This is a genomic window from Salinadaptatus halalkaliphilus (assembly GCF_006543045.1).
GTDB classification, from domain to species: Archaea; Halobacteriota; Halobacteria; order Halobacteriales; family Natrialbaceae; genus Salinadaptatus; species Salinadaptatus halalkaliphilus.
Window position 1 is genome coordinate 103,426 of the sequence record NZ_RBZW01000022.1, and the last position, 23,266, is coordinate 126,691.

The 23,266-nt window shown below is 64.9% G+C and carries 24 protein-coding genes and 1 pseudogene; 9 read left to right on the top strand and 16 right to left on the bottom strand.

Features of this window, described 5'->3' with window-relative positions; genetic code table 11:
- Positions 1–7 precede the first annotated feature (7 nt).
- From D8Y22_RS10190 to D8Y22_RS10200, 4 genes are all read right to left on the bottom strand, one after another.
- Positions 8–310, bottom strand: coding sequence for a hypothetical protein (locus D8Y22_RS10190; protein ID WP_141464605.1), 303 nt, complete (start codon positions 308–310; stop codon positions 8–10).
- 72 nt (positions 311–382) lie between these two features.
- Complete coding sequence (locus tag D8Y22_RS10195; RefSeq protein WP_141464606.1) at positions 383–826, bottom strand: hypothetical protein; 444 nt, start codon at positions 824–826, stop codon at positions 383–385.
- A gap of 53 nt (positions 827–879) precedes the next feature.
- Positions 880–1,008, bottom strand: a complete 129-nt coding sequence (locus D8Y22_RS23140) for a hypothetical protein (RefSeq protein WP_281282392.1) — start codon at positions 1,006–1,008, stop codon at positions 880–882.
- Positions 1,009–1,121: 113 nt separating this feature from the next.
- Positions 1,122–2,102: a transcription initiation factor IIB gene (locus D8Y22_RS10200; RefSeq protein ID WP_141464607.1), complete on the bottom strand. Its 981-nt coding sequence runs from the start codon at positions 2,100–2,102 to the stop codon at positions 1,122–1,124.
- A 300-nt stretch (positions 2,103–2,402) separates the two neighbouring features.
- On the opposite strand from D8Y22_RS10200, the pseudogene D8Y22_RS10205 reads away from it, so the two are divergent.
- The 4 genes and pseudogenes from D8Y22_RS10205 to D8Y22_RS10220 form a co-directional block, all read left to right on the top strand.
- A pseudogene (locus D8Y22_RS10205) lies at positions 2,403–2,548 on the top strand (IS1595 family transposase); the annotation flags it as partial.
- A 93-nt stretch (positions 2,549–2,641) separates the two neighbouring features.
- Entirely contained in the window at positions 2,642–2,920 is a 279-nt protein-coding gene (gatC, locus tag D8Y22_RS10210) for an Asp-tRNA(Asn)/Glu-tRNA(Gln) amidotransferase subunit GatC (protein ID WP_141464608.1), read from the top strand.
- A 1-nt stretch (position 2,921) separates the two neighbouring features.
- Positions 2,922–4,202 (top strand): Asp-tRNA(Asn)/Glu-tRNA(Gln) amidotransferase subunit GatA, encoded by a 1,281-nt coding sequence (gatA, locus tag D8Y22_RS10215; RefSeq protein ID WP_141464609.1) that lies wholly within the window; start codon positions 2,922–2,924, stop codon positions 4,200–4,202.
- A 106-nt stretch (positions 4,203–4,308) separates the two neighbouring features.
- A complete protein-coding gene (locus tag D8Y22_RS10220) occupies positions 4,309–4,719 on the top strand; it encodes a hypothetical protein (RefSeq protein ID WP_141464610.1) in 411 nt (136 codons plus the stop codon).
- Between the two features lie 49 nt (positions 4,720–4,768).
- On the opposite strand, the gene D8Y22_RS10225 is transcribed toward D8Y22_RS10220, so the two are convergent.
- The 9 genes from D8Y22_RS10225 to D8Y22_RS10265 form a co-directional block, all read right to left on the bottom strand.
- A complete protein-coding gene (locus D8Y22_RS10225) occupies positions 4,769–5,119 on the bottom strand; it encodes a helix-turn-helix transcriptional regulator (RefSeq protein WP_141464611.1) in 351 nt (116 codons plus the stop codon).
- Positions 5,120–5,191: 72 nt separating this feature from the next.
- On the bottom strand, positions 5,192–5,962 hold the full coding sequence (locus D8Y22_RS10230) for an NRDE family protein (RefSeq protein WP_141464612.1): 771 nt from the start codon (positions 5,960–5,962) through the stop codon (positions 5,192–5,194).
- A 63-nt stretch (positions 5,963–6,025) separates the two neighbouring features.
- Positions 6,026–7,615: a class I adenylate-forming enzyme family protein gene (locus tag D8Y22_RS10235; RefSeq protein ID WP_246084398.1), complete on the bottom strand. Its 1,590-nt coding sequence runs from the start codon at positions 7,613–7,615 to the stop codon at positions 6,026–6,028.
- Complete coding sequence (locus D8Y22_RS10240; RefSeq protein WP_141464613.1) at positions 7,603–8,715, bottom strand: mandelate racemase/muconate lactonizing enzyme family protein; 1,113 nt, start codon at positions 8,713–8,715, stop codon at positions 7,603–7,605. Before D8Y22_RS10240 ends, D8Y22_RS10235 begins: the two co-directional genes overlap by 13 nt.
- Positions 8,712–9,659 carry a 1,4-dihydroxy-2-naphthoate polyprenyltransferase gene (locus D8Y22_RS10245; RefSeq protein ID WP_141464614.1) on the bottom strand — a complete coding sequence of 316 codons (948 nt, stop codon included), beginning with the start codon at positions 9,657–9,659 and terminating at the stop codon, positions 8,712–8,714. The genes D8Y22_RS10240 and D8Y22_RS10245 overlap by 4 nt, the downstream gene beginning before the upstream one ends.
- A gap of 93 nt (positions 9,660–9,752) precedes the next feature.
- On the bottom strand, positions 9,753–10,532 hold the full coding sequence (locus D8Y22_RS10250) for a cohesin domain-containing protein (protein WP_141464615.1): 780 nt from the start codon (positions 10,530–10,532) through the stop codon (positions 9,753–9,755).
- Positions 10,529–11,905: a DUF7350 domain-containing protein gene (locus tag D8Y22_RS10255; protein ID WP_141464616.1), complete on the bottom strand. Its 1,377-nt coding sequence runs from the start codon at positions 11,903–11,905 to the stop codon at positions 10,529–10,531. The genes D8Y22_RS10250 and D8Y22_RS10255 overlap by 4 nt, the downstream gene beginning before the upstream one ends.
- A gap of 26 nt (positions 11,906–11,931) precedes the next feature.
- Positions 11,932–13,233, bottom strand: a complete 1,302-nt coding sequence (locus D8Y22_RS10260) for a DUF7405 family protein (protein ID WP_141464617.1) — start codon at positions 13,231–13,233, stop codon at positions 11,932–11,934.
- Positions 13,234–13,462: 229 nt separating this feature from the next.
- Complete coding sequence (locus tag D8Y22_RS10265) at positions 13,463–14,356, bottom strand: 1,4-dihydroxy-2-naphthoyl-CoA synthase (protein WP_141464618.1); 894 nt, start codon at positions 14,354–14,356, stop codon at positions 13,463–13,465.
- Between the two features lie 143 nt (positions 14,357–14,499).
- Here D8Y22_RS10265 and D8Y22_RS10270 point away from each other — a divergent pair, with 143 nt between their 5' ends.
- From D8Y22_RS10270 to D8Y22_RS10280, 3 genes are all read left to right on the top strand, one after another.
- Positions 14,500–15,261 (top strand): helix-turn-helix transcriptional regulator, encoded by a 762-nt coding sequence (locus tag D8Y22_RS10270; protein WP_141464619.1) that lies wholly within the window; start codon positions 14,500–14,502, stop codon positions 15,259–15,261.
- A 116-nt stretch (positions 15,262–15,377) separates the two neighbouring features.
- Positions 15,378–16,877: a phytoene desaturase family protein gene (locus tag D8Y22_RS10275; RefSeq protein WP_141464620.1), complete on the top strand. Its 1,500-nt coding sequence runs from the start codon at positions 15,378–15,380 to the stop codon at positions 16,875–16,877.
- Positions 16,878–17,305: 428 nt separating this feature from the next.
- Positions 17,306–18,229, top strand: coding sequence for a J domain-containing protein (locus D8Y22_RS10280; protein WP_141464656.1), 924 nt, complete (start codon positions 17,306–17,308; stop codon positions 18,227–18,229).
- Positions 18,230–18,246: 17 nt separating this feature from the next.
- Here D8Y22_RS10280 and menD read toward each other — a convergent pair whose 3' ends face one another.
- Genes menD through D8Y22_RS10295 form a run of 3 tightly spaced genes read right to left on the bottom strand, consistent with a single transcriptional unit; the run spans position 18,247 to position 22,117 of the window.
- A complete protein-coding gene (menD, locus tag D8Y22_RS10285; protein ID WP_141464621.1) occupies positions 18,247–20,091 on the bottom strand; it encodes a 2-succinyl-5-enolpyruvyl-6-hydroxy-3-cyclohexene-1-carboxylic-acid synthase in 1,845 nt (614 codons plus the stop codon).
- The gene (locus tag D8Y22_RS10290; RefSeq protein ID WP_141464622.1) at positions 20,088–21,443 is read right to left on the bottom strand and encodes an isochorismate synthase; all 1,356 of its coding nucleotides are present in this window, start codon (positions 21,441–21,443) and stop codon (positions 20,088–20,090) included. The genes menD and D8Y22_RS10290 overlap by 4 nt, the downstream gene beginning before the upstream one ends.
- Before the next feature lie 32 nt (positions 21,444–21,475).
- A complete protein-coding gene (locus D8Y22_RS10295) occupies positions 21,476–22,117 on the bottom strand; it encodes a sulfite oxidase-like oxidoreductase (RefSeq protein ID WP_141464623.1) in 642 nt (213 codons plus the stop codon).
- Between the two features lie 464 nt (positions 22,118–22,581).
- Here D8Y22_RS10295 and D8Y22_RS10300 point away from each other — a divergent pair, with 464 nt between their 5' ends.
- Both D8Y22_RS10300 and D8Y22_RS10305 read left to right on the top strand, forming a co-directional pair.
- Positions 22,582–22,881 (top strand): hypothetical protein, encoded by a 300-nt coding sequence (locus D8Y22_RS10300; RefSeq protein WP_141464624.1) that lies wholly within the window; start codon positions 22,582–22,584, stop codon positions 22,879–22,881.
- A gap of 148 nt (positions 22,882–23,029) precedes the next feature.
- On the top strand, positions 23,030–23,260 hold the full coding sequence (locus D8Y22_RS10305; protein ID WP_049923285.1) for a ribbon-helix-helix domain-containing protein: 231 nt from the start codon (positions 23,030–23,032) through the stop codon (positions 23,258–23,260).
- Positions 23,261–23,266: the final 6 nt, after the last annotated feature.

The window sequence follows — 23,266 nt, forward strand, 5'->3', positions numbered from 1 at the left end:
GGGGCTCTTACTGGGACGACCCGCCGTCGTTCGACGACAGCGGCCTCGAGTCGGTGACGGACCGATCGGTGCCCGACCGACCGGCCGTGATCCCCGTCGACATCGCCGACGAGCAACTCGAGGCAGTTGCCGACCGTGTCGAGAGCCACCTCGAGCCGATTCCGGAACCACTGACGGACGACATCGTTCCGAACGGCGCGATCCGCGAGGCGATCACCTCCGCGAACGCTACGTCGGCAGCCTCGAGCAGTCCCGACCGATCGAGGACGATCTCACGGCGGCCCTCGAGGCCCTCGAGTCGACGGTCCACGAGCGATTTCGTGAATTTTACGGCGAGAGCGTCGACTACCCGCACCGGTCGCCGTCGACGGCGGATCTCCTCTCACGGGACCCGCCCCGAGACGAACCCAGCGCTCGACTCCTCTCGAGCGAACTGTACGACCACTTCGACGAGATTCGATTCGAACCACTCGCCTGGCCGGACACAACCGTCTCGCACCCGGCACACACCCTCCGGTCGACGTACTGGGCAGTGGCGGGACTCGACGCTATAGCGGCGATCAGCGACCGTATCGACGACGGTGACGATATGTTTCCGGCCGACGGCGATGCCCTGGGCGAAAACCGAGCGAGTGCTATCGATGCCATCGAGGATCTCGCCGCCGCGGCGTCGCCCCTCGAGCGCTGGAGCGCCTCCCGACTCGTCGCTCGGTTCGACGATCCGGACACGACCGTCGGGTCCGACGCCGACCCCGACCGACGCGCGATTGCCGAGGCCATACGTCTGGATCGAAGCACTCGCTCGCGCAGCGTCAGACGCGGTCACAGTCGTCGACGACGCCCTTCCGTAGGTCGATGCTGGGAAAGTCCGTCCCGGAATCACGTCCAGACGTCGAGACAGTCGCTCGAGCAAAAGTGCAGATCGATCTGTTCACTCGGGTTTCGTTCGACGTATGTCGTTAGCGTGTACGCGATCTCGCCCTCGGTTGCACAGGTATCGCACTCCATACTGGCGCCAGCCACGGAATCCCTCTTGAGTATGGACCGATTAGGGACGTGACTGGTAGCGTAGTGAGACGTTACGACGAGTTAATTAGTCGTTAGAAGCGCGGTCGGCGATCTCAGGCTGGTGCGCCCTCTTCGGCCTCGAGCAGTTCGTGATACCGGTTGCGTATCGTCACTTCCGAGATACTCGCGACCTCGCTGACGTCGTTCTGGGTGACCTTCTCGTTGGTCAGCAGTGCGCCGGCGTAGACGGCCGCAGCGGCGAGGCCGACCGGCGACTTACCGCTGTGGATGCCGGCGTCTTTCGCGGTCTTGAGCAGTTGTCGTGCGCGGCGTTCGGTCTCGTCTGAGAGCTCGAGATCGCTCGCGAATCGCGGCACGTAGCTCTCGGGATCGGCCGGCTGGACCTCGAGTCCCAGTTCTCGGATGACGTAGCGGTAGGTGCGAGCGATTTCGTCCTTGCCGACGCGGGAGACGGCCGAAATCTCGTCGAGACTGCGCGGGGTCCCGGCCTGACGGGCCGCGGCGTATAGCGCCGAAGTCGCGACGCCTTCGATCGAGCGGCCGGGCAGCAGATCCTCCTCGAGGGCGCGCCGATAGATGACGCTCGCGGTCTCGCGGACGTTCTCCGGGAGGCCGAGCGCACTCGCCATGCGGTCGATCTCGCCCAGTGCCTGCTTGAGGTTGCGCTCCTTGGAGTCACGCGTGCGAAACCGCTCGTTCCAAGTACGCAGCCGTTGCATCTTCTGGCGCTGGCGACTCGAGAGGGACTTGCCGTAGGCGTCTTTGTCCTGCCAGCCGATGTTGGTCGAGAGTCCCTGGTCGTGCATCATGTTGGTCGTCGGCGCGCCGACGCGGGACTTTTCGTCTTTCTCGCTGGCGTCGAAGGCGCGCCACTCGGGGCCGCGATCGATCTCGCCTTCCTCGACGACCAGCCCGCAGTCCTCACAGACGGTCTCTGCGTGTTCGGCGTCGGAGACGAGGCGACCGTCACACTCGGGACACTGCTCGCGGTCGCCCTCCTGGCGTTCGGCCGACTCCGTCTGGTCGGCCTGGCGCCGCTCGTCGCTGCGAGTTCGGATCGTGGAATCAGTCATTGTATTGAACGAATCCAACCGTCGATCGAAAACGTTCTAGCGGGAACAGTAACGGGCCTCAAGCACTTAAATACTGCGGTCGTACAGCGGGGTAAAAACCGAGTACGGAGCGGGAGTTGCGCGGATCGGCGGGCCGCTGCATGTCCCAGTCGAACGCTCTTGGGTAGCGAATTGGTGGTCAGTTCTCAGCGGTAGCTGGAAGTCACAGCGGAATAGGGGGGTAGCGCATTCGCGTGGTCTGACAAAACATGTGCCCATTGAAGGCGTTCGTCTCGGAGCGTCGGGCCGCGAATCTGCTGTCACAGATTTGCTAGCACGATCTGGCTCTCGCTCCACCAAGGCGTCTCCACGGACAAGCTTAGGTCGTCTCTCAAAGCGCTCCAACCTCGCCGTCATGTCTATCGAAAACCAGGAAAGTAGCGCTCAAAACAATCCTCGAAACTGCACGCCGAGTCACCAACAATCTACGTCACAAGAGCGCAGTCGAATCTAACGGCGACATCGAAACGCTTACTCCCCGGAACCCGATTCGAACACGTATGAGCGACGACGCCGTCAGTCCCGAGGAGGTCCGCCACGTCGCGGAGCTGGCACGCGTCGACCTCGCCGACGACGAGGTCGACCAGTTCGCCCGGCAGTTCGCGGACATTCTCGATTACTTCGAGACGTTAGACGAGGTGCCGGAAGTCGACCGCGAGGCCGACCTCGCGAACGTGATGCGACCGGACGAGGTTCGAGACACCCTCGAGCGCGAGGAGGCACTGCAAAACGCGACCAAAACCGAGGATGGCTACTTCAAGGGCCCGAACGTCTCCTAACATGTCGGCGAACATTTTCATCACCGAGGAGACGATCGACGGGGTCGAGGACGGCCCGCTCGCGGACACGACCGTCGCCGTCAAGGACAATATCTCGACCGAGGGCATACTGACGACCTGCGGGTCAGCGATGTTGGACGACTACGTGCCGCCCTACGACGCCACCGTCGTCTCCCGGCTGAAAGATGCCGGCGCGACCATCGTCGGCAAGACGAACATGGACGAGTTCGGGATGGGAACGACGACCGAGACCTCGGCCTTCGGCGCGACGGAGAACCCGGCCGCACCCGGTCACGTCCCCGGTGGCTCCTCGGGGGGCTCCGCTGCCGCCGTCGCCGCTGGCGAGGCAGACGTCGCACTCGGCTCGGACACCGGCGGCTCGATTCGCTGTCCGGCCGCGTTCTGTGGCGTCGTCGGTATCAAACCCACCTACGGGCTGGTCTCGCGCTACGGCCTCGTCGCCTACGGCAACAGTTTAGAGCAGATCGGTCCCTTCGCGACGAGCGTCGAGGACGCCGCCGCCACCCTCGACGTCATCGCAGGGCCGGACGACCGCGACGCCACCACTCGGGAACCGCCCGCGGACGGCGAGAGCGACTCCAGCTACGCCGACGCGGCGACCGGCGATGTCGACGGGCTCTCCATCGGCGTCCCCACCGAACTGCTCGAGGGCGCCGACGAGGGCGTCGTCGACACCTTCTGGGACGCGATCGACGACCTCGAATCCCAGGGCGCGAGCTACCACGAGGTCTCGCTGCCGTCGGTCGAACACGCCGTCGAGGCCTACTACGTGATCGCGATGTCCGAAGCCTCCTCGAACCTCGCTCGCTTCGACGGCGTTCGGTACGGCGAGTCGGGCGGCTACGACGGGAACTGGAACGAGACGTTCGCAACGGCTCGCAAGGAAGGCTTCGGCGACGAGGTCAAACGCCGCATCCTGCTTGGCACCTACGCGCTCTCGGCTGGCTACCACGACAAGTACTACAAGAAGGCCCAGGACGCCCGTGCGTGGGTCAAACAGGACTTCGACGGGGTCCTCGAGGAAGCCGACGTACTCGCCTCGCCGACGATGCCCGTCCCGCCGTTCGAACGCGGCGAGAGCCTCGACGATCCGCTCCAGATGTATCTCGCGGACGCGAACACGGTCCCGGTCAATCTCGCGGATCTGCCGGCGATTTCTGTCCCGGCGGGCGAAACCGACGGGCTCCCCGTCGGCTTGCAACTCGTCGGGCCCGCCTTTGGCGAACGCGAACTGATCCGGGCTGGCAGTGCACTCTCGTAGGATATTACCGGAATCAATTGCCTGATTTGACTCGTCAGGCTCGAAGCACGGACGATATACTTTTGTAAATGATCGAGGTTAGTCGTAGTAACTACCCGTCCGAACCATGATCGAAACACGAGCGTGGACTGTCTCCTTCGACGAATTTGCCCGCCTTTGCGACCTCGTCGAACAGTACTTCGGAGAGACGGTCGACGAGGTCGCGGTCCATGCTCCGGTTTCAAAACGACAGCTCGTGGCCGTCCTCGCAAGAGCACAAATTGCCGGTCACGACCTGACCGCAAGCGGACGGCTTGAGCGTTCCGACATCGTCTACCAGTCCTCACGGGAGACGTTGTGTTGGCTCGAGACGGCGTTCTGGGACGAGCTTCGCGAGTCGCATAATCTGTCGTCGACGGAGTGTTTGGCCGCTTGCAACGTCCACCGACGAATTATCGAAGCCGTCGATAGCCGCAGTATGGCCGACGATCATAGCCGCGATCCGTTCGTCTTCATCGAGCATCCGATCGAGACGTAGCGGTCACTCGTCGGGTGCGAAAACACCGCTGCACTCGACCTCAGGCGGACTACTCCTCGTAGGCGAGGTTCATGATCCACTGGGAGAAGGCGTCACTGTTGGGATCGACCTCTTCCTCCCCGATAAACGGCGAGAGCATGTCACCGGCCATCAACAGCGTGAAATCGAGGTCGCGAGCGGTCGGCGAGATGTAGTAGGTGTTGTGTCCGTTGTAGACCGTCTCTTCGCGGTCGACGAGTTCTTTTTCGACGAGCGATTCGACGATACGACTCCCCTTGCGCGAGGAGACATCGAGCTCCTTCCAGAAGTCGCTCTGGTGGATGCCGCCAGTCTGGCGAACGAGTTCCAGTCCAGCCCGTTCGTCCTCGGAGAGTTCCGCTTCGGCTTCGATAGCGCTCACGGTGACCACCCCTCCGCGTTCGCCGCGACAGGTCGGAGTCCGTCCATACGTACACGAGAGAGAGGGAGCCGCTTAAATGTGCCCTTCGAGGTTGCCACTTCCCTCGGTCCGCTCGAGATCGATCGACTCGTACCTCGTCCGACAGGGCGGCCCGGCGGCAAACCGGTAGCTTCCCGTCTCGCCGACTGACAGCAACGACGACGACCGCGTCCCAAAGCCATCGTGGTGAAGACAGACGCCGTACTCGTGATCGCCGAGGATGCCGCCAGCCCGCTCGAGCCATTTGCTTGCCGTCTCTCCGGTCGACGTGGCGAGCTCCCGGCGCACGGCTCGAGCGTTATCGGCCTGCGCTCGAGCCGTTTCGCGACGCGAGGGTGGCGCGTCGACCTCGTCGTCGACGGCGGCGTTGACCACGACGTGGACGCCGGGATCGAACTCGGTGCGGGTGAGATCACCGTCCCACGCATAACAGACCGCGTCGTTCGCGTCCGCGACGACGAGATAGAAGCCGTCGTACTCCCGCGTGCCCGTCTCTTCCTCGAGCAACTCGGCCGCTGCAGTCGCCGACGAACACTCGAGGATGTCGGCGACGAGCAAGCCCCGAGAGCGGTCGCTGGCCAGGTCAGTGTCGGTCCACTTGTTCGTAATACCGACGAACAGGCCGTACTCGTTGTAGCCGATCCACGTCCCGCCCGCGTCCGCATCCCGCGGTGCGACGATCACGGGGTCCGCGCTGTATATCCCGGGCGGGAACGACTCGCGATCGAGGGACTCGTCACGATTGGCGGCCACTGCGATGGGCACGTCGTCGAAGACCTGCCAGGCGAGCGTCAGTGTACACACGAGTCGCTGTAGGCGCGGGATCGCCTTAACTCCGGGTCTCGCGGAACGCCAGTTTGGTCGACGCTATGGCAGATCGGTGATGTCCACGCCGTCCTCGAGTACCCGTGCTCGAGCGGCCTCGCGATCGACGGTTCCCGACGCCGTTCGGGGCAACGAGTCGACGACGGCGATCGTCTTCGGTTGCTTGAAACCAGCGAGCCGATCCTCGCAGTGATCGAGGACGGACCGAATCTCGAGCGTCTCGCCGTTCCCAGCGCCGTCGGGGGTGATCAGCGACCCCACGCGTTCACCCCACTCGGGGTCGGAGAGTCCAACGACCGCAGCGGCCTCGACGCCCGGTGCGCTCCGGAGCGCGTCAATCACCTCGCCGGGATCGACGTTTTCGCCGCCGGTGACGATGCGGTCGCTGCGGCGGTTGAGGATCCAGAGTCGGCCGTCCTCATCCCGGCGACCGATATCCCCGGTTCGCAGTCCCCGGTCGGTGACCGCCGCGTCGGTGTGGGCGTCCTCGAGATAGCCGGGTGTCACCGTCGGCCCGGACACGACGAGTTCGCCGGTGTCGCCCGCGCCGCGGACGTTCCCGTCGTCGTCGACGACCGTCACGTCGGTGAACGCGAGTGGTTGGCCGACGGTCCCTTCGTGGGCCCGCGTCTCCGCGGGTGTCGCCGTCGCGATCTGGGAGGCCGTCTCGGTCATGCCGTAGGTCGGATACACCGGCACCGCCCGCTCGTGACAACGTTCGAGGAACTCGCTCGAGGCCGGCGCGCCGCCCAGCAGGACGAACCGCAGCGCATCCGACGGCTCCCAGCCAGCCGCGAGCAGCCGCTTGCACATGGTCGGCACGAGCGAGACGCCGCTGATCTCGAAGCGCTCGAGCACGCGGGCGGTGTCCTCGGCGTCGAACTCGCGCTGGATCACGGCTGTGGTGCCATACAGTGTCGAGCGGACGATCGGTGCCAGTCCACCCATGTGATACGTTGGGAGACAGCAGAGCCACCGATCGTCGGGCCCGACGCCGAGCCGGAACGCCGAGGCGGTCGCGCTGGCGACGAGGTTGCCGATCGTCAGTCGAACACCCTTCGGATCGCCCGATGTGCCCGAGGTGAACATGACGAGCATCGTGTCGTCGCGCTCGAGGGGGGCCGGTTCGACTGCGGCGGCGTCGGCCGAGTGGGTCGGCGAGTGGTCCTCGTGGGCCACCGCGAGCGACTGGGTCCGTTCGTCCCCTGGCTCGTCGACCGATCGGATCGACGGCGGGCCGCCATCCGCGACGGCGTCTGCAACGTCAAGCGCCGCGGCTTCGGTATCGCGCTCACAGACGATACTCTCGAGCCCGGTGCGTTCGACCTTCGTCGCGAGTTCCCGGGTCGTCTCGCGGACGTTCAGGGGAACGACGGTCACACCGCGGCGCATCGCGGCGAAAAACAGTGTCGCGAACGCGGGGCGAGTGTCGATGAGGATCCCGAGTCGCTCGCCAGAATCAGCCTCGAGTGCTGTCGTGACGGCGTCGACGCGGTGGTCGAACTCCCGGTACGTCCAGGTCCTGTCGGTCGCGACGTCGATCAGTGCGGTTCGCTGTGGCGTCGCGGCCGCCCGGTGTGAGAGGAGATCCCGCGTCGGCCAGTCGGTCGTCGGCCCGATCACGGTTCCCACACTCCGTCGGCGCCGATTCCCTTCGCCTGCGGGACGACAGCGGCACCCTTCTCGAGCAAGACCGGGTCGGGCCCGAGATCCTCGGCGAGCACGTCGGCGGTAGCGAGCCCACAGGCGGGAACTTCGGGGATCGCCGCCGCGAGGTGGACGGCGGCCGTCCGAGCGACGACGCCGTCGATCGTCGTCGTCACGATCGGCGTCAGATCGATCTCGCACACCCAGGCTGCGACCCGGCGTGCGATGTCAATACCGCCCAGCGCCATCGGTTTCAGGACGACCGCATCGGCGGCTTCGGCCGAACAGATCGCGTCGATCCCGTGCTCGAGCACGCCTTCGTCGAGGGCGATCTCGACGCCCTCGCCACGGAGGTCAGCGTGTCCCTCGAGTGCGCCCGCCGGGAGCGGCTGCTCGAGGATCGACACGTCGAGATCGGCGAAGGCCTCGATCGCCCGCTCGGCATCCGGAATGGTCCAGGCCTCGTTTGCATCGACCCGCAACTCGACGGCCGAACCGACGACATCACGAACGCGCCGGACGCGCTCGATGTCGTCCTCGAGCGGGCGAGAGCCAACCTTCACCTTACAACAGGCAAAACCGGCGTCGACAGCCTCGTGTGCTGCGGCCACAGCGTCGTTCGCCGATCCCGCACCGATCGTCGCGTTGACCGGCACCCGACCGACCATCGTCTCCTGGCCGAGATACCGATACAGCGGAACCGCCTCCCTCGAGGCCTGGAGGTCCGCAAGGGCCAGCGCGACGCCGTGTCTGGCCGCGACCTGCCGGTCGACGGCTTCTAGTGCCGCTTCGGGTCCACCCACTGTCAGTGCTTGTTGGGCGCGCTCGAGGGCGTCTGCACAGTCCTCACCGGATTCCGTCCAGCCGGAAAGCGGCGTCGCCTCGCCGTAGCCGACGGTCCCCTCGGAGGCAGGCGTCGGCGCCGCTCCGTCCCCCGGCGTCCCCGCGGTGCTCTCGTCGACGATGCGAACGAGGTAGCCGTCCCGCGTCTCGATCGTCCCGTTGGCCGTCTCGAGCGGGGCCGAAAGCGACAGCGAGAACGGGCGATACTCGAGGTGCAAGTCCTCGTCGACCGCCGTACTCATAGGACCACCACGCCGACGGCGAACACGATCGCGTAGATCGCGAGCAGTTTGCCGGTCCCCTCCAGCGCCGGGTTGAGCGCCTCGCCGTCCGTTCGCGTACAGACGGTGCGAGCGAGAACGCCGGCGTAAGGCAGCGTCACCAGCGGGAGCAAGACGCCAACGCCGAGATCGCTGGCGAGCCAGAGCACCGGCGGAACGAGATACGCGAGCGCGAGCATGGCGACGTACTCGACGCGGCTCCAGCGATAGCCCAGTCGTACCGCGAGCGTTCGTTTGCCGGCCTCGGTGTCGGTCTCCTTGTCACGGATGTTGTTGACGACGAGAATTGCCGTCGAGAGCCCCGCGATCGGCAGGGAAGCGAGGAACGCCTCGAGTGTGACCGTTCCGGCGGGGATCGTCGTAATCGGCGGCTCGACGGGGGCGACCGCCGCGGCCTGGACGTAGAAGGTCCCCATCACGGCGACGATACCGAAGAAGACGAAGACGAAGAGATCCCCGAGCCCGTGATAGCCAAGCGGGTACGGGCCACCGGTGTAGGCCCAGCCACAGAAGACGCTCACCAGCCCGATCACGAGAATCGGGAGGCCTCCGACGTACACCAGATAGACCCCGGAGAGTATCGCCGCGGCGAAGGTCAGTGCGGTCGCGAGTTTGACCTGGTCCGGCGAGATAATACCCGACTGCGTGACGCGGGTAAACCCCTCGCGGTCCTCAGTATCCGCCCCCTTGATCGCGTCGTAGTAGTCGTTCGCGAAGTTCGTCCCCACCTGAATTAACGCCGCACCGACGAGTGCAAACAGCGCCGAAAGCGGGGCGAATACGCCCTCGGCGATCGCTACCCCCGTCCCGACGATAACGGGTGCCGCGGCCGCGGGCAGCGTCTGCGGACGTGCCGCCATCAGCCACGCCTTCGTCCGCGAGATATCTGTCTCGACCGTACTCATTGCCTCGAGTGTCCGATACGAAAGAGTGTCAACGTTGGCATTGCAGGCCAACGGTTCCGCTTTTCCGAACTCGAGATCGTGTTCCCACCACCGTCACTGGAATCGGCGAGACGCAATCACGAGCAGCGTCGCCAGAAGTGTAACGACAGCGGCCCCAACAGCGAACCCAGGAACCGGGTCCTCGCCGGCGGACTCCGTCTGACCGCCTCCCCCATCGTCGGCGCTCGAGTCGATATCGGCATCGTCGGCTATCGTGACGCCGTCGGGAACGTCGTCCACTCCGTCCCCAGATTCGCCATCGTCAGTCTCGTCGCCGCCCTCGACGTGGACCGTGCCGTCGAACTCGACTGCAGTTTGGGGATAATCCGAGGAGACGAGCGTCGCCGACGCGTCGACGATTTCGAGCGGCTCGCTCGCCGGCTCGGCGTCGTCGTCGATCTCGAACGTGACCGTCGCCGCGGACTCCCGTCCTCGAGCGCCGTCACCGGACGGCTCGCGCTGCTGGCTGACCGTGACGACGCCTGCATCGTCGTCGATGTCGGTCATTCCGTCGACCGTCGCGTCGTCGTCGCCCGCGGCGAGCATCGAGCCGTGTTCGACCTCCGTTGCGGTGAGAACGTCGGCGTCGTACTCGAGGTCGAACGAGAGGGCGTCGATCCCGTTCGCGTGGAGGTCGCCGTGTTCGTTGACGATGATATCGACGGTGATCGTCTCACCGGCGTCGGCGTCGACTTCGTCCGGATGGACTTCGAAAATCGTCGCCCCGTCCCCGGCAAGTGCTGGGGTCGCCAGCAGTCCAACCGCGAGACAAGACAGTACGATGACCACAACGAGGGGCAGAACCGACGATGGGAGACGGGACTGCTCGCTCATTCGCCGTCCACCTCTGGAACGACGAATTCGAGGTCCTCCATCTCGAGAAACGCCGTTTCGTAGCCCTGGTGACGTGCGACCTGAGGTGGGGAGTCTATCGTAACCGTGACTGAATCACCGGCCTCGAGAGCCTCGACCGACGCTCCGTAGTGGAGATCGTACTCGCCGTCGATCGTCTGGGTGAGCGACAGCTCTGCCGTCTCACCCCCGTCACGTTCGATCGTCACGCTCAGGGCCATATCCGCGAGCGGGACCCGGTTGTACGGCGTTCGCGGCGAGACGAGCAGATACCCCTCGTCGCCGTCGGCCAGACGCGAGCCCGACTCGAGGACGGTCACGAGAACGGCGGCGTCACCGCTGCGGGGCAGGTCCGCGTTCTCGGCGGGGACGCCGTCGTCGACAGCAGCCGGCTCGCGGAGGATCGTTCCAGGATACTCCCCGATGCGCGCCAGCGCGGAGTAGGGGACGTGCTGGTGGTGCTCGCCGTGGTCGTCGTGGTCGTCGTGCTCGCCGTGGTCGTCGTGATCGCCGTGACCGTCTGCGGATTCGTGATGCTCGTCAGCTGTACCGTGACCGTCGTGGTTACCATCGTCATGGTGGTCATCGCCGTGATGGTCGTCACCACTCTGGTGGTCGTGGTCGTCGTGATCGCCGTGGTCGCCGTGATCCATCGGCTCGAGTGCGCCCGTCGTCCCCCAGAAACTCTCGTCGAAATATTCGACGCCGCCGACGACCTCCTCGCGGAACGCCTCGTCGTAGGTGAACTCGAAGGTCGCCGTCTCGGTATCGGTCAGGCGATCCTCGAGTGCGCCGGTCGTGGTGGTCGAGATCGGCGGGAGTTCGACCGTGACGGTGTACTCGCCGTCCGCGGGGAGCGAGACGTTGTCGCCGAAGTGAAAGCCCATCTCCTGGGAGATCATCGTCCAGGGCGACAGCGGTGAGCCGACCTGTTCGCCGTCTCGTTCGACGGTGACCCGTGCGCCGTCGTCGACCGGCAAGACGATGCCCGTCTCGCGGTCCCAGACCGTGAACATCATGTGGACGCCGCGGCCGTCCTCGGGTTCGACGCGTTCGATCGCGTCCTCGCCGCTTCCGGCGACGATCCAGAACGGGTGTGGATACGAAAGCATGGGGGCGATGGCGATGTCACCTGCCTCGATTGGATCGAGCATCCGCATCGCCTCGCGGTGGGTCGGAATGTAGACCGCGGCGGGCGGGTCCTCGACTTCGATAACCTCCGGCGCCGTCTCGAGCTCCGCGCCGTTGTCAGTTTCTTCGCCGAATTCGAGACAGCCGGCGAGTGCGAGCGCTGCAGTTGCTGTTCCTGTTCGGGTAACGAACGTCCGTCGGTCGAACGTGTGCGGCCTGGGCATAGATAGGTCAGTTCGAGTATCGTTGGTCATACGTCTGTGCTGTCGGACGTCGGTGTCGGCACTGCTCGAGCGTCTCGCGCCGGAAGCAGGTAGTTACCCCGCCGATTCACGAACAGGTAGTGGAGGATCCCGCTGTTGGCCCGGGCGACCTCGAGGTCGGTACCGGTCATCGCCTCGCGGACGCGCACGAACGCGTCGATTTCATCTTGCAGCGAGACGAAGTGCAGCCCCGGCTGGTCGCCGTCGACGGTGTTGAAATCCCGCCGCAGGAGGAGCGGTTCGCCGTCCTCGCGAGCGCGAGCGGCCTTCTGGGCGTGGCCGACGACGCCGCGTTCGCGTGCGTCGGCCTCGGTCGCGTCGATTCGATCGGGCGTCATCGCGCTCGAGCCACCAAGCGCTTCGCCGTACTCGCCGGCCAGTTCCTCGTCGGCGTGGTCGGGGCTGAACAACTTCGAGACGCGCTGGTAGTGATTTTCCTGCTGGAACCACTGGGTGAGGTTGATCGCCATCGAGGAGACGTGCATCGTCGCCCCGCCGGCGAAGGGGCCGTCCTCGATCGTAACCCGATCCTCGGTCGCCTGACTGTCGGCAAAACCGGAACGAAAGCCCATGAAGAAAGGCGCATTCTCGTGGATCGAGTCGGGGACACCGTCGACATCCGCGTGTTCGGCGGGTAACCCTTCCCCGATGAATCCAGTCCGGCGGTGCTGTACGACCCGATCGAAGACATCCGAGAGGTCAGTTTCGACCTCGAGTCCGTTGAGTTGCTCGCGGTCGCCAAACAGGCCTTCCTCGGCCTCGAGGACGACCGACGGATGGTCGCTCGCGAGGTGGAGCAGCGCGTCGAACTCGTCGAACTCGGGAGTCTCCTGGGCCGTCAGTGCCTCGGGATCGGGAAGGTCGACCGAGTCGGGCAGCGAGTCATCGAAGCGCGCGAAGTACGCTGGCGTGTAGCCGATCGTAAAGACGAGCCCCTCGTTGCTCCACTCGTAGGCTCGCTCGAGCGTCTGAAGTCCCGCTTCGACCGTTTCGCGACGCTCGTCGTCGATGTCGGTGCCGTCAGCGATAGCGTCGGACAGCGCCAGCGGACAGAGGACGTGGTGTTCGGGTAACTGGATAGTGCCGTCGGCGTCTGTCGAGAGGCTATCGTTCCAGGCGTGTTGGCGGTCGGGCAACGAGGCCGGGTCGTCGGTGCCCGACGGAACGTCCGGTTCGGGGCCGTCGCTCGTCACGTCGAGGCAGGCGCCGAGCGCGGTCGCGCCGCCGGCTGCAACGAGTCCGCGGACGTAGTCACGTCGCGAGAGCGAGGACCGATCCGGAAGCGTCACTGCGAGCAAGTCGGGGACTGACAGTGAAATGGTTTACTTTCGTCGACAAAAACTTCTGGCGTCTGTGACGCCACCAGGTCGGTCGGTGCCGCGGGACGCTCCCGCTGCGAGACGGTCGAGACCGAAGAGAGTACCTGTGGTCCGTCTCATACGGATTGCTGTAACGATTTACCGGCGCAACCGCCGCCCGGGTCGCGGTTGCGCCGGCAATGACTTACAGTAAACCGTCTCAGTAGTGCCACGGGAAGTCGTCGAACTCGGGGTCGCGTCCCTCGACGAAGGCGTCTCGGCCCTCGGCGGCTTCGTCGGTCATGTAGCCGAGTCGAGTCGCCTCGCCCGCGAAGACCTGCTGGCCGACCATCCCGTCGTCGGTCATGTTGAACGCGTATTTCAACATCCGCATCGCCGTCGGGCTCTTCGCGTTGATGCGCTCGCCCCACTCGAGGGCGGTTTCCTCGAGTTCGTCGTGGGAAACGACCTCGTTGACCATGCCCATCTCGGCGGCTTCGTCGGCGTCGTAGGTCTTTCCGAGGAAGAAGACCTCGCGGGCCTTCTTCTGGCCGATCTGTTTGGCGAGGTAGGCTGATCCGAAACCGGCGTCGTAGCTCGCAACGTCGGGATCGGTCTGGAGGAATTTGGCGTGCTCCGCACTGGCCAGGGTCATGTCACAGACGACGTGCAGCGAGTGACCGCCGCCGACGGCCCACCCTGGCACCACGCAGACGACGACCTTCGGAATGTGTCGGATCAAACGTTGGACCTCGAGGATGTGCAGTCGTCCCTGTTCGGAGGCCCGCTCCTCGTCGCCCTCGTACTGGTAGCCGTCGTCGCCGCGGATGGTCTGATCGCCGCCGGAACAGAACGCCCAGCCGCCGTCTTTCGACGAGGGGCCGTTGCCCGTCAGGAGGATGCAGCCGACGTCGGTCTGGCGCTTGGCGTGATCCAGCGCATCGTAGAGTTCGTCGACGGTCCCCGGGCGGAAGGCGTTGCGAACGTCCGGGCGATCGAACGCGATCCGAACCGTCCCGGAGTCGACCGCGCGGTGGTACGTGATGTCGTCGAACTCGTCGTCGAGAGCCGTCACCGGCTCCCACCGGTCGGCGTCGAAGATTTGCGAAACCATTGGCTCGAGTTCGGAACCGATACCAGATATAGGTTCTCGTCGGACGATCTACAGCCGGACGACTCAGATACCCAATCGAGAGCTGTTCAGTGACACCTCCGGCGAGAGGAATACTTTTGATAGTATAGCGACGATGACAGTTCATGGACGGGTTCGAGACGCTCTCGATGCTCACGCGATCACCAGTTCGCCTGCGCGTGCTCCGGCACCTGCTCGAGGACGGCCCTGCGAACACCGCCGAACTGACCGATTGTCTCGCGACCTCTCGACGAACCGTATCGCGAACGCTTTCGGCGCTCGAGGAAGCGGGACTGGCAACCAGCGAGGGACGGACCTACCGCGCGACGACGTACGCCGAGTTGCTCGCCCCCGAGCTCTTCACGGTGCTCGAGGCCGTGCCGGACTACCGATCGTTTGCGACCTTTCTCGATGCGTTTCCGACGGACGCGATCGGCGTCGACCTCGAGACGGTCGACGGGACAGCCACGGTTCGCCGGGAGTGCCAGCCCCACGCACCCGTCTCTCACGTCATCGACGCCCTCGAGGACGCGACGCATATTAGACTGCTCGCACCCGTCGCCTCACCGCTGTACGTTCGCCCGCTCGTCGCGCGGGTTCGAGACGGAGCGACCGTCGAGGCCGTCGTGAACGAGCCAGCCTACGACGAGTTCTGTGCCAAGTTGCGGGGTGGCGTCACACTCGCCGGCACCCTCGCCGACGTCTCGCTCGCCGTCCGCGACGAGGTCCCCTTTGGCCTCCTTCAATGTGCGGACCGCGTCGTACTCGGTGCTTACGACGGCGGCGTGCTCCAGGCGACCCTCGAGACGGAAGCCGACGCCGTTCAGCAGGCCGCTCGAGAGACCTTTCGAGCGTATCGAGACGAGGCGGATCCTATCGTCGGGTGACGAAGGGGGACTCGATCGCTGGATGACGACCGCGACGGGATCGTCACGGCGTGTCGACGGTACTGATTTGGACGGGGAGTGTCATTTTGTACCGCTCGTCGGTAGTGTCGGAAACGATGACCGAGACGCAGTTCGACGTCGCCGTCGTCGGTGGCGGCGTCGCAGGCATGAGCACGGCAGCGCGGTTGCAGGCGGACGGCTATTCGACGCTCGTGTTGGAACAACACGATCACGTCGGCGGCTGTGCCGGCTACTATCGACAGGATGGCTTCGCGTTCGATGTCGGAGCCACGACGCTGGTCGACTTCCGGGACGGCGGCGTCGGCGGCCAGTTGCTCGAGGCGATCGACTTCGAACCGCCGGCGATCGATGTCCAGGACGCCTACAAACTCTGGCTTCCGGATCGCAGGGCGACGCTGTATCGCGATCAGCAGCGCTGGGATCGGGAACGACGGGCGACGTTCGGCGACGACGAGCGCCACCTGGCCTTTTATCAGTTCGTCGACGACCTCTCGGCGACGCTCTGGCGACTCACCAGACGGGACGTGGCACTCCCGATCCAGTCCGTCGCCGACCTCGTTCGAAATCTGCGCGCCGTCGGACTTCGCGATCTACCGATCGTCAGATACCGCCGTTCCACGATGGCCGACGCGATGCGGAAATTCGGCGTCTACGACGACACGGCGCTTCGACACGGGCTTGCGATGCTCGTCGAGGATACCGTCCACGCCACGCTCGAGGAGGCCCCGCTTTTCAACGCGGTGTTGGGAACGACCATCCGCAGGGCGGGTCTCGGCCGCGCGACCGGTGGCATGTACGGCTTCTGGACGGCGTTTGCAGATCACTACGCCGATCTGGGGGGCGTGCTCGAGACCGATCGAACGGTGACCGAGGTGATCGGCTTGGCGGGGGATTTTCGACTCGAGACGGAGACCGACTCGTATCGAGCGGCCCAAGTCGTCAGCGCGGTGCCGATCGACCTGACGAAACGGATCGCCTCGGGGATCGTCGGCGACAGACTAGACGAGCACGTCGAGATGCTTCGCGATCACCGGGGGAGTGCGGTCGTCGTCTTCCTGGGCGTTCCCGAAGCCGAAGTCGCCGACCACGGGATCACGCACCACCAGCTACTGGCGTCCTACGACGAACCGCTGGGGGCGGGCAACAACATGTTCGTCACGGTATCGGCCGCGGACGACACCAGAAGTGCACCGCCGGGCCACCGAGCCGTGATGCTCTCGACACACTGTGACGTCGAGCCCTGGCAGGATCTCGCATCCGAGGCCTACGAGCGCCGGAAATCCGCGATCGGTCAACGGCTGGTCTCGCAGGCGCGGACGGTCTATCCCGAGCTGGCGACCGATCCGGTCGTCTCCGAGGTCGGGACTCCCGTCACCTACGAGGCGTTTACGAACCGTCCTCGCGGGGCGGTCGGCGGCTATCGACAGACGCTCTCGAACACCAACCAACACGCCGTTCCCCAGGATATCGGCGTCGATGGCTTCTACCTCGCTGGCGATACGACGTGGCCGGGGCTCGGAACGGTTGCCTGCGTAAAGGGCAGCGACATCGCCGCCGATCTCGTTCGCGAACGAGGGATTCGGTATAGCGATTGAGAGTTTATCTGTTGTCTGTCGGTCGTCCACAACGACGACACGGAAAACAGTATAGTACCAACTGCAACTAGTTACACACTGATCGCACAGCCCACTCATACGGTTTACTGTACGTCGTTTCCGGTGCAACCGCGTCCCGTCCTGCGGTTGCACCGATAAACCGTTACAGCAATCCGTATCACGGGTCACGCCGTTCCCCGTCTGCTCGCGGGCCGAGGACCCGCTCGCATGGGCCGCGGAATCACGATTGCGCGCTATTCGCTTTGCCGCAGTTCTCGCTCACGCTGTTCTCCGAACCGCGCGTTCGTCGTGCGATCAGGTGTGCAGTGATTTGCAGTGGCTACTATAGTTGGGAAACACGTATCGATACGGTCGATCGGCTATCGGCCCGAGTGATTTTCACCGTCGAAAACAAATCGAGCGAACGGATGGCCGAGTCGTACTACGACGTCCTCGAGATCGATCCGGACGCCTCTCGCGACGAAATCCAGGCTGCCTATCGCGACCGCGTCCTCGAGACCCATCCGGACCACAACGACGCGCCGAACGCGACCGAGCAATTTCAACGGGTCGCTCGAGCGAAGTCGGTGTTGACCGACGGAACCGAACGGGCACGATACGACCGACTTGGCCACGACGCCTACGTCCGGCTTGCCCAATACGACGGAGATTCCAGCTCGACAGGCAACGACTCGAGCGGCGAGTCCCCATCGGCAGGTCGATCGACGACCCGACGGACCGAGGCAACCTCGAGCGCGGCGACGGAGCGACGAACCGAATCCGCCCAGGACCGGTCGCGGACGACGACCAGTCGAACCGCGAGTACCCGTACGACCGACCGACAGCAACAGAGGGCAACGACGCAGAAACGGCAGTCCCGGTCGTTCGATGCCGACGGCACATCGTCTCAGGACCCAACTCATGAGCGCCGACGCTCCGCGGACACACCCGCCGAAGGCGACGAATCCGCAGAGTTTCGATACAGCGTCCACGACTGGGACGGCGAGATCGACCTCGAGTGGGAGGGACAGCCACTCTCACATACCACGGCGGTGACGATGGGGTGTCTCTGGGTGCTCTATCCCGTTTTGGTGACCTCGAGTCTCACGACGTTGTTTCCGACCGTGGTCAACGCGATTCTCGCGGCGTGTACGCTCAGCATCGTCGCGTACGTCCTCTTGCGGCCACGTATCGCGGCCGCGGTCTTTGGAACCTGGAGTCTCGCCTTCGCCGTCGGGATGGGACAGTTCGATCTCGCCGAGCCGACATCGTTACGTGGACTCCTCGCGCTTGGGTTCGTCTGGATCCCCTTCGGCTACGCACTCGGTCTCTGGTGGACGCTTCGACCCTGATCGCGTGTCGACTGTCGTTACGGGGTGTCTGCGCGTACGTCCTCGCGAACCTGTCGGTCGAGGGCTTCCCGACGCCGATGGCTGGCCGCCGAATCGAACTCGAGGACCAGCACCTGCGTCCCATCGGCCGCGAGCGATCGACGGTACGCATCGACGAACTCGACGGGATCGACGGACTCGAGTTCGAGGCCGTACGTGTCGGCAAGCCCGTCGAACTCGAGGCCGTGTGGGGTTTTGAACTGGTCCGTAAACGGCGGGTCGAACCCCTCGATCGGTAGTTTGTGGAAGATGCCGCCGCCGTCGTTGTCGAGGACGACGATCGTCGCGTCGACGCCACAGCGTTCGATCGCGAGCAGGCCGTTCGAGTCGTGATAGAAGGCCAGGTCGCCGGTGACGAGTACGAGCGGTTCGGCCGCGGTACTGCCCGCGCCGAGAGCCGTACTCGTGATACCGTCGATACCGCTGGCTCCGCGGTTCGAGAGGACAGTCACGTCGGCCGCCCGCGGGCGGGCGAATCGATCCGCGTCCCGAATCGGCATACTGTTCGAGACGAACACCGTCGACGGGTCGGGCGCGTGTTCGAAGACGGCGCCGAGAATCGCTCCCTCGAAGGGATTGGGTTCGAATTCGCTCGCGTCGGTCGCCGCGTCTCGTATCGCCCAGTGACGACGCTCCGCGTCGGTAACGTGGGTCATCCAGTCATCGCTTGCGTCTCGAGCGGGCGCGTCGGGTGTCGCGTCAGTAGTCGACTCGGATCGTTCCGAGAGGATTTCACGAACTGCATCGAACGCGGCTGCAGGCGAGGTCTCGAGCAAGTTCGTCGCCGTGAACGTCGCCTCGCGCCAGTCGCCGGCCGGGTCGAGCAGATACTGCTCGCAGTCGGCATCGCCGAGCGTGTGACGCAGTCGCTTCGACGTCGGCGAGGCACCGAAGCGGACGACGACATCCGGCGCCGGAAGTTCGTCGATGTAGCCGTCGTACCCGCCGAAAATCAGCCCGCCAGAACGGCTATCTGCGATCGATTCGGTCCCGACGTGGTCGCCGAACCGCAGTGCTGACAGCGGATCGGCGAGGATCGGTGCCCCGACCCGGTCGGCCACGGTGACGACATCCTCGCACGAAAGCGCCTGCAAAGCGGCGGGATCGGCGGGCCCGGCGACGATCAGCGGCCGATCCGCGGCTTCGAGCGCGTCCGCGAGCGTCTCGATCTGTCCGTCCGCGAGCGTCGTCGAACCGCCGGCAGTCTCGACGAAGGGGCCGTCTCGGCCCTGGCCGGCGAGGCTCTCCCCGAACTCGTCCGGAACGGCGTCGGGAACCTCGATCGGCTCGAGAGGTTTGCGAAACGGACAGTTGAGGTGGACGGGGCCGGGGTCTACCCCACCCGTGTTGGCGAGTGCGCGAGCGGCAGTCGTTCGAAGGCTTCTGACCTTCCGCTCGTCGGCCTCGGGATCGGGAAGCTCCGCGTACCACCGGACGGCGTCACCGTAGAGTTTGACCTGATCGACCGTCTGGTTGGCCCCGCTGTCTCGCAACTCGTGGGGACGGTCGGCGGTCAACACGAGCAGCGGAACCCGCGCCCGATCCGCCTCGATGACCGCCGGGTGGAAGTTCGCCGCCGCGGTACCCGACGTACAGACCAGCGCCGTCGGCTCGCCGGTTCGTCTCGCGCGCCCGAGCGCGAAAAAGGATGCCGAACGCTCGTCGAGATGGGAGTAGACGGTAACGTCGGGATGCTGGGCGAACGCGACCGTCAGCGGGGTCGATCGACTCCCCGGTGCGATACAGACGGCCTCGAGGCCACCGGCCACGAGTTCCTCGACGAGCACGCGACCCCACAGGGTGGCTGGATTCGGCGCCGTCATCGTTTCAGTTGATCGAGTACCGGGCGGAATTTGAGCTGTACTTCGTCCCACTCCTCGGCGGGGTCGCTGTCGGCGACGATACCGTTGCCGGCAAAGAGGGTGACCGTCTCGTCGGTCGCGACGCCCGATCGGAGGCCAACCGCGAACTCGCCGTCGCCGTCGCCGTCGAACCAGCCGATCGGTGCGGCGTACCAACCGCGATCGAACGGTTCGGTCCTTCGAATCGTTTGCCAAGCGATGTCCGGCGGGACACCGCCGACCGCGGGTGTCGGATGTAACGCCTCGACGAGCTCGAGGACGTGGCTGTCGGCGTCGATAGTCGCGGCAATCGGCGTGTGGAGGTGTTGAATCGTCGCCAGCCGTCGAATCGTTCGGTCGGCGACCGTGAGGTCGTCTGCGAAGGGGGCGAGCTGAGTGCGGATCGCGTCGACGACGAGGTCGTGTTCGTGGCGGAGCTTGTCGTCGTCGAGCATCCGCTCGGCGTGTTCGTCGTCGGCTTCGGGCGTCTCGCCGCGGGGAACCGATCCGGCGAGCGCTTCGGTGTCGACCCGATCGCCCCGTTTCGACACCAATTGTTCCGGCGGGGCACCGAAGAACGTCCCCGACCCCTCTTGGTTCAACAGAAATCGATAACAGTTCGGATACTCTCGCCGCAGTCGCTCGAGGGTGTCTGGAACCTCGATCGGTTCCGCGAGACGTACCGAAAGCGATTGGGCGAGAACGACCTTCGTCAGGTCGCCGCCGTCGATCCGATCGAGCGCGGCGGTGACGCCGTCGGCCCAGGCGGCCGGCGAGGTCGGCCGTCGTGTCGAGGCGACGCCGGGACGCGAGCCGACCGGCTGCATCGGCGGCGTCTCCGCGAGCGTGTGGGCCCACTCTGCGAGTCGGTCGGTCGCAGCGTCGGGGTCGGTATCGACGGCGGTGAGCCAGGTATCGCCGTCGGGACTCCGAGTAACGGAGAGTCGTGGGACGACGAACGACGCGGCTTCGAACCCGCTCCAGGGTGGTGTCGGGTCGTGTGTATCGTGAAAAGCGAACCCGCCGAATGCCCGCGGTCTGGCGACCCGCGGGCCGTTGTGAGTGAGTGAGTCGAACGTTGTGTCGGCCTGTGTCCGGAGGGCGGTAAATCGGTCCGCGCCCGTCGCAGTGAAACGAACGGCAGTTCCTCGACCGGCAATCTCGAGGCCGTCGGGAGCCGCCCACTGGATCCGCGACCGCGCGGTATCGTCGACGATCGCACGGAGGGACACGTCCTCGAGTTCGCGGCTGTAGCTGACGAGGTCGGTCGACGCCTCACCGTCGCTCGGCGGGACGCCAGCCGCGAGCCCCTTCTCACCCGACGTACGGTCCATCGAACACAGGTCAGGACCGATGTGCCTTCAGCCTAACTATATCGCTCCTCCGCCCACGGGTTGGCCGTCTCCGAGTAGCCCCGTCGCTCCCAGTACCCAAGCGTCGGCGCCGTACAGAACTCGATACCGTCGACCCACTTTGCCCCCTTGTAGGCGTACTTATGCGGTGTCACGACCCGAAGCGGGCCGCCATGGTCCGAGGGCAGCTCCTCACCGTCGTACCCCCACGCGAACAGGACTTCTTCGCGTAGACAATCCTCGAGCGGCAGGTCGGTCGTATACCCGTCGAGTGCCGAAAAGAGGACGTGAACGGCCCGCCCCGAGGGCGTCTCTCGTCCCGTCGTCCGTCCCTCGTCGCCGGCCTCGATGACGCCGGCTCGCTCGGCGAGTTCGAGGAACGACACCCCGGTAAACCGACAGTCGAGCTTGCTCCAGCCCGTGACACAATGAAAGTCCTGGCGCTGCGTGACCGAGGGCAGGTCGCGAAACTCGTCCCAGGAAAACGATAGCTCGGTTTCGACCGCGCCGGTGACCGTAAACTCCCAGCTACCCGGATCGAACGCGGGCGTTTCGCCCTTCGAGAGGACAGGAAACGCCGACGTCTCGCGCTGGCCGGGCGGCACTCGGTCGTCGCCGAACTCCTCGTACAGGTCGGTGACGTCGGTTTCGCTCATAGACAACTGGTTCGGCTCGAGCGACGTAGCTGTGGCGTTCGATCGGAGCCACGAACCATCGCGAACGACGAGGGAAACGGTACACACACTCTTCGACACCCGCGAACGGGACGTACAGGCGACGTAGGAAGGAGTCAGAGTGCACGTGAGGAGTGTAACGGCTTCGGTTTCACCCGACCGGCCTCGACGACTGGGGTATCATACGGTTTACTGTAAGTCATTGCCGGCGCAACCGCCGCCCGGGTCGCGGTTGCGCCGGTACATCGTTACAGCAACCCGTATCACTCGAGGCCGAGTCGCGAGGAAGTCCCCGAGACGGCCGCGAACGGTGAGAAAATATCGAAATACGCCGACTGCATCGGGAAGGAAACGGTCCGAAATGATCACGATGACGGATCAATTCGGGAGCTTCTCGCTGTAACCCTCGCCACGCCTTAGTAGTGACTGCCCGACTATCACGGCGTATGGCGAGCAAACAGCAGATGACAGAACGAGAGATGTCCGGAGAGACAGCCGAGGACATCGGCGAACAGGCGATGGGACCAGCGTTTCTCGCGTCAGCCGCCTCAGTAGGCTTGTCGTGGTACTATTTCTTCGTACGCGGTGACCGAGAACGTGGGCTCTTCGTCGGACTCTGGCCGCCGACGATCCTCGCGTTCGCGAGTTACTTCAACCAGCGAAAGATGCGCCAGCAACTCGAGGCGATCACCCAGCCCGGGGCAACGCTGAAGAACGCGTTCGACTCGATGATGGGCAACCGATAGGCGACCTCAAGCCAATCGGAACGAGTTCAGCCACCCGCTTTCGACCGTTTCTCACCGTTCTCGAGCAAGGCTCGGTAGACGCGGCGCCGTCTCGGTCAATTTGGTTCCCCGTCAAACCTAAATACCCCCTCGCCGAAAGCCGAATCAGATGCCGAAAGTAGAGATCACCATACCGGAGCATCTCGAGATGCAGATCGCCCAGATGGTCGAACGCGGTGAGTTCGTCAACCGCGAGGAGGCGATCGAGGACCTCCTCTCGACGGGTATCAAAGCCTACAAGACCAGCGGGCCGATGGACGAAGAGGAAGGGACAGGTACCGGCGGGACCGGCCTCGAGGACGACGGAATGATGGGCCACGACGACGAGTACGTCTTCTAAGCCACA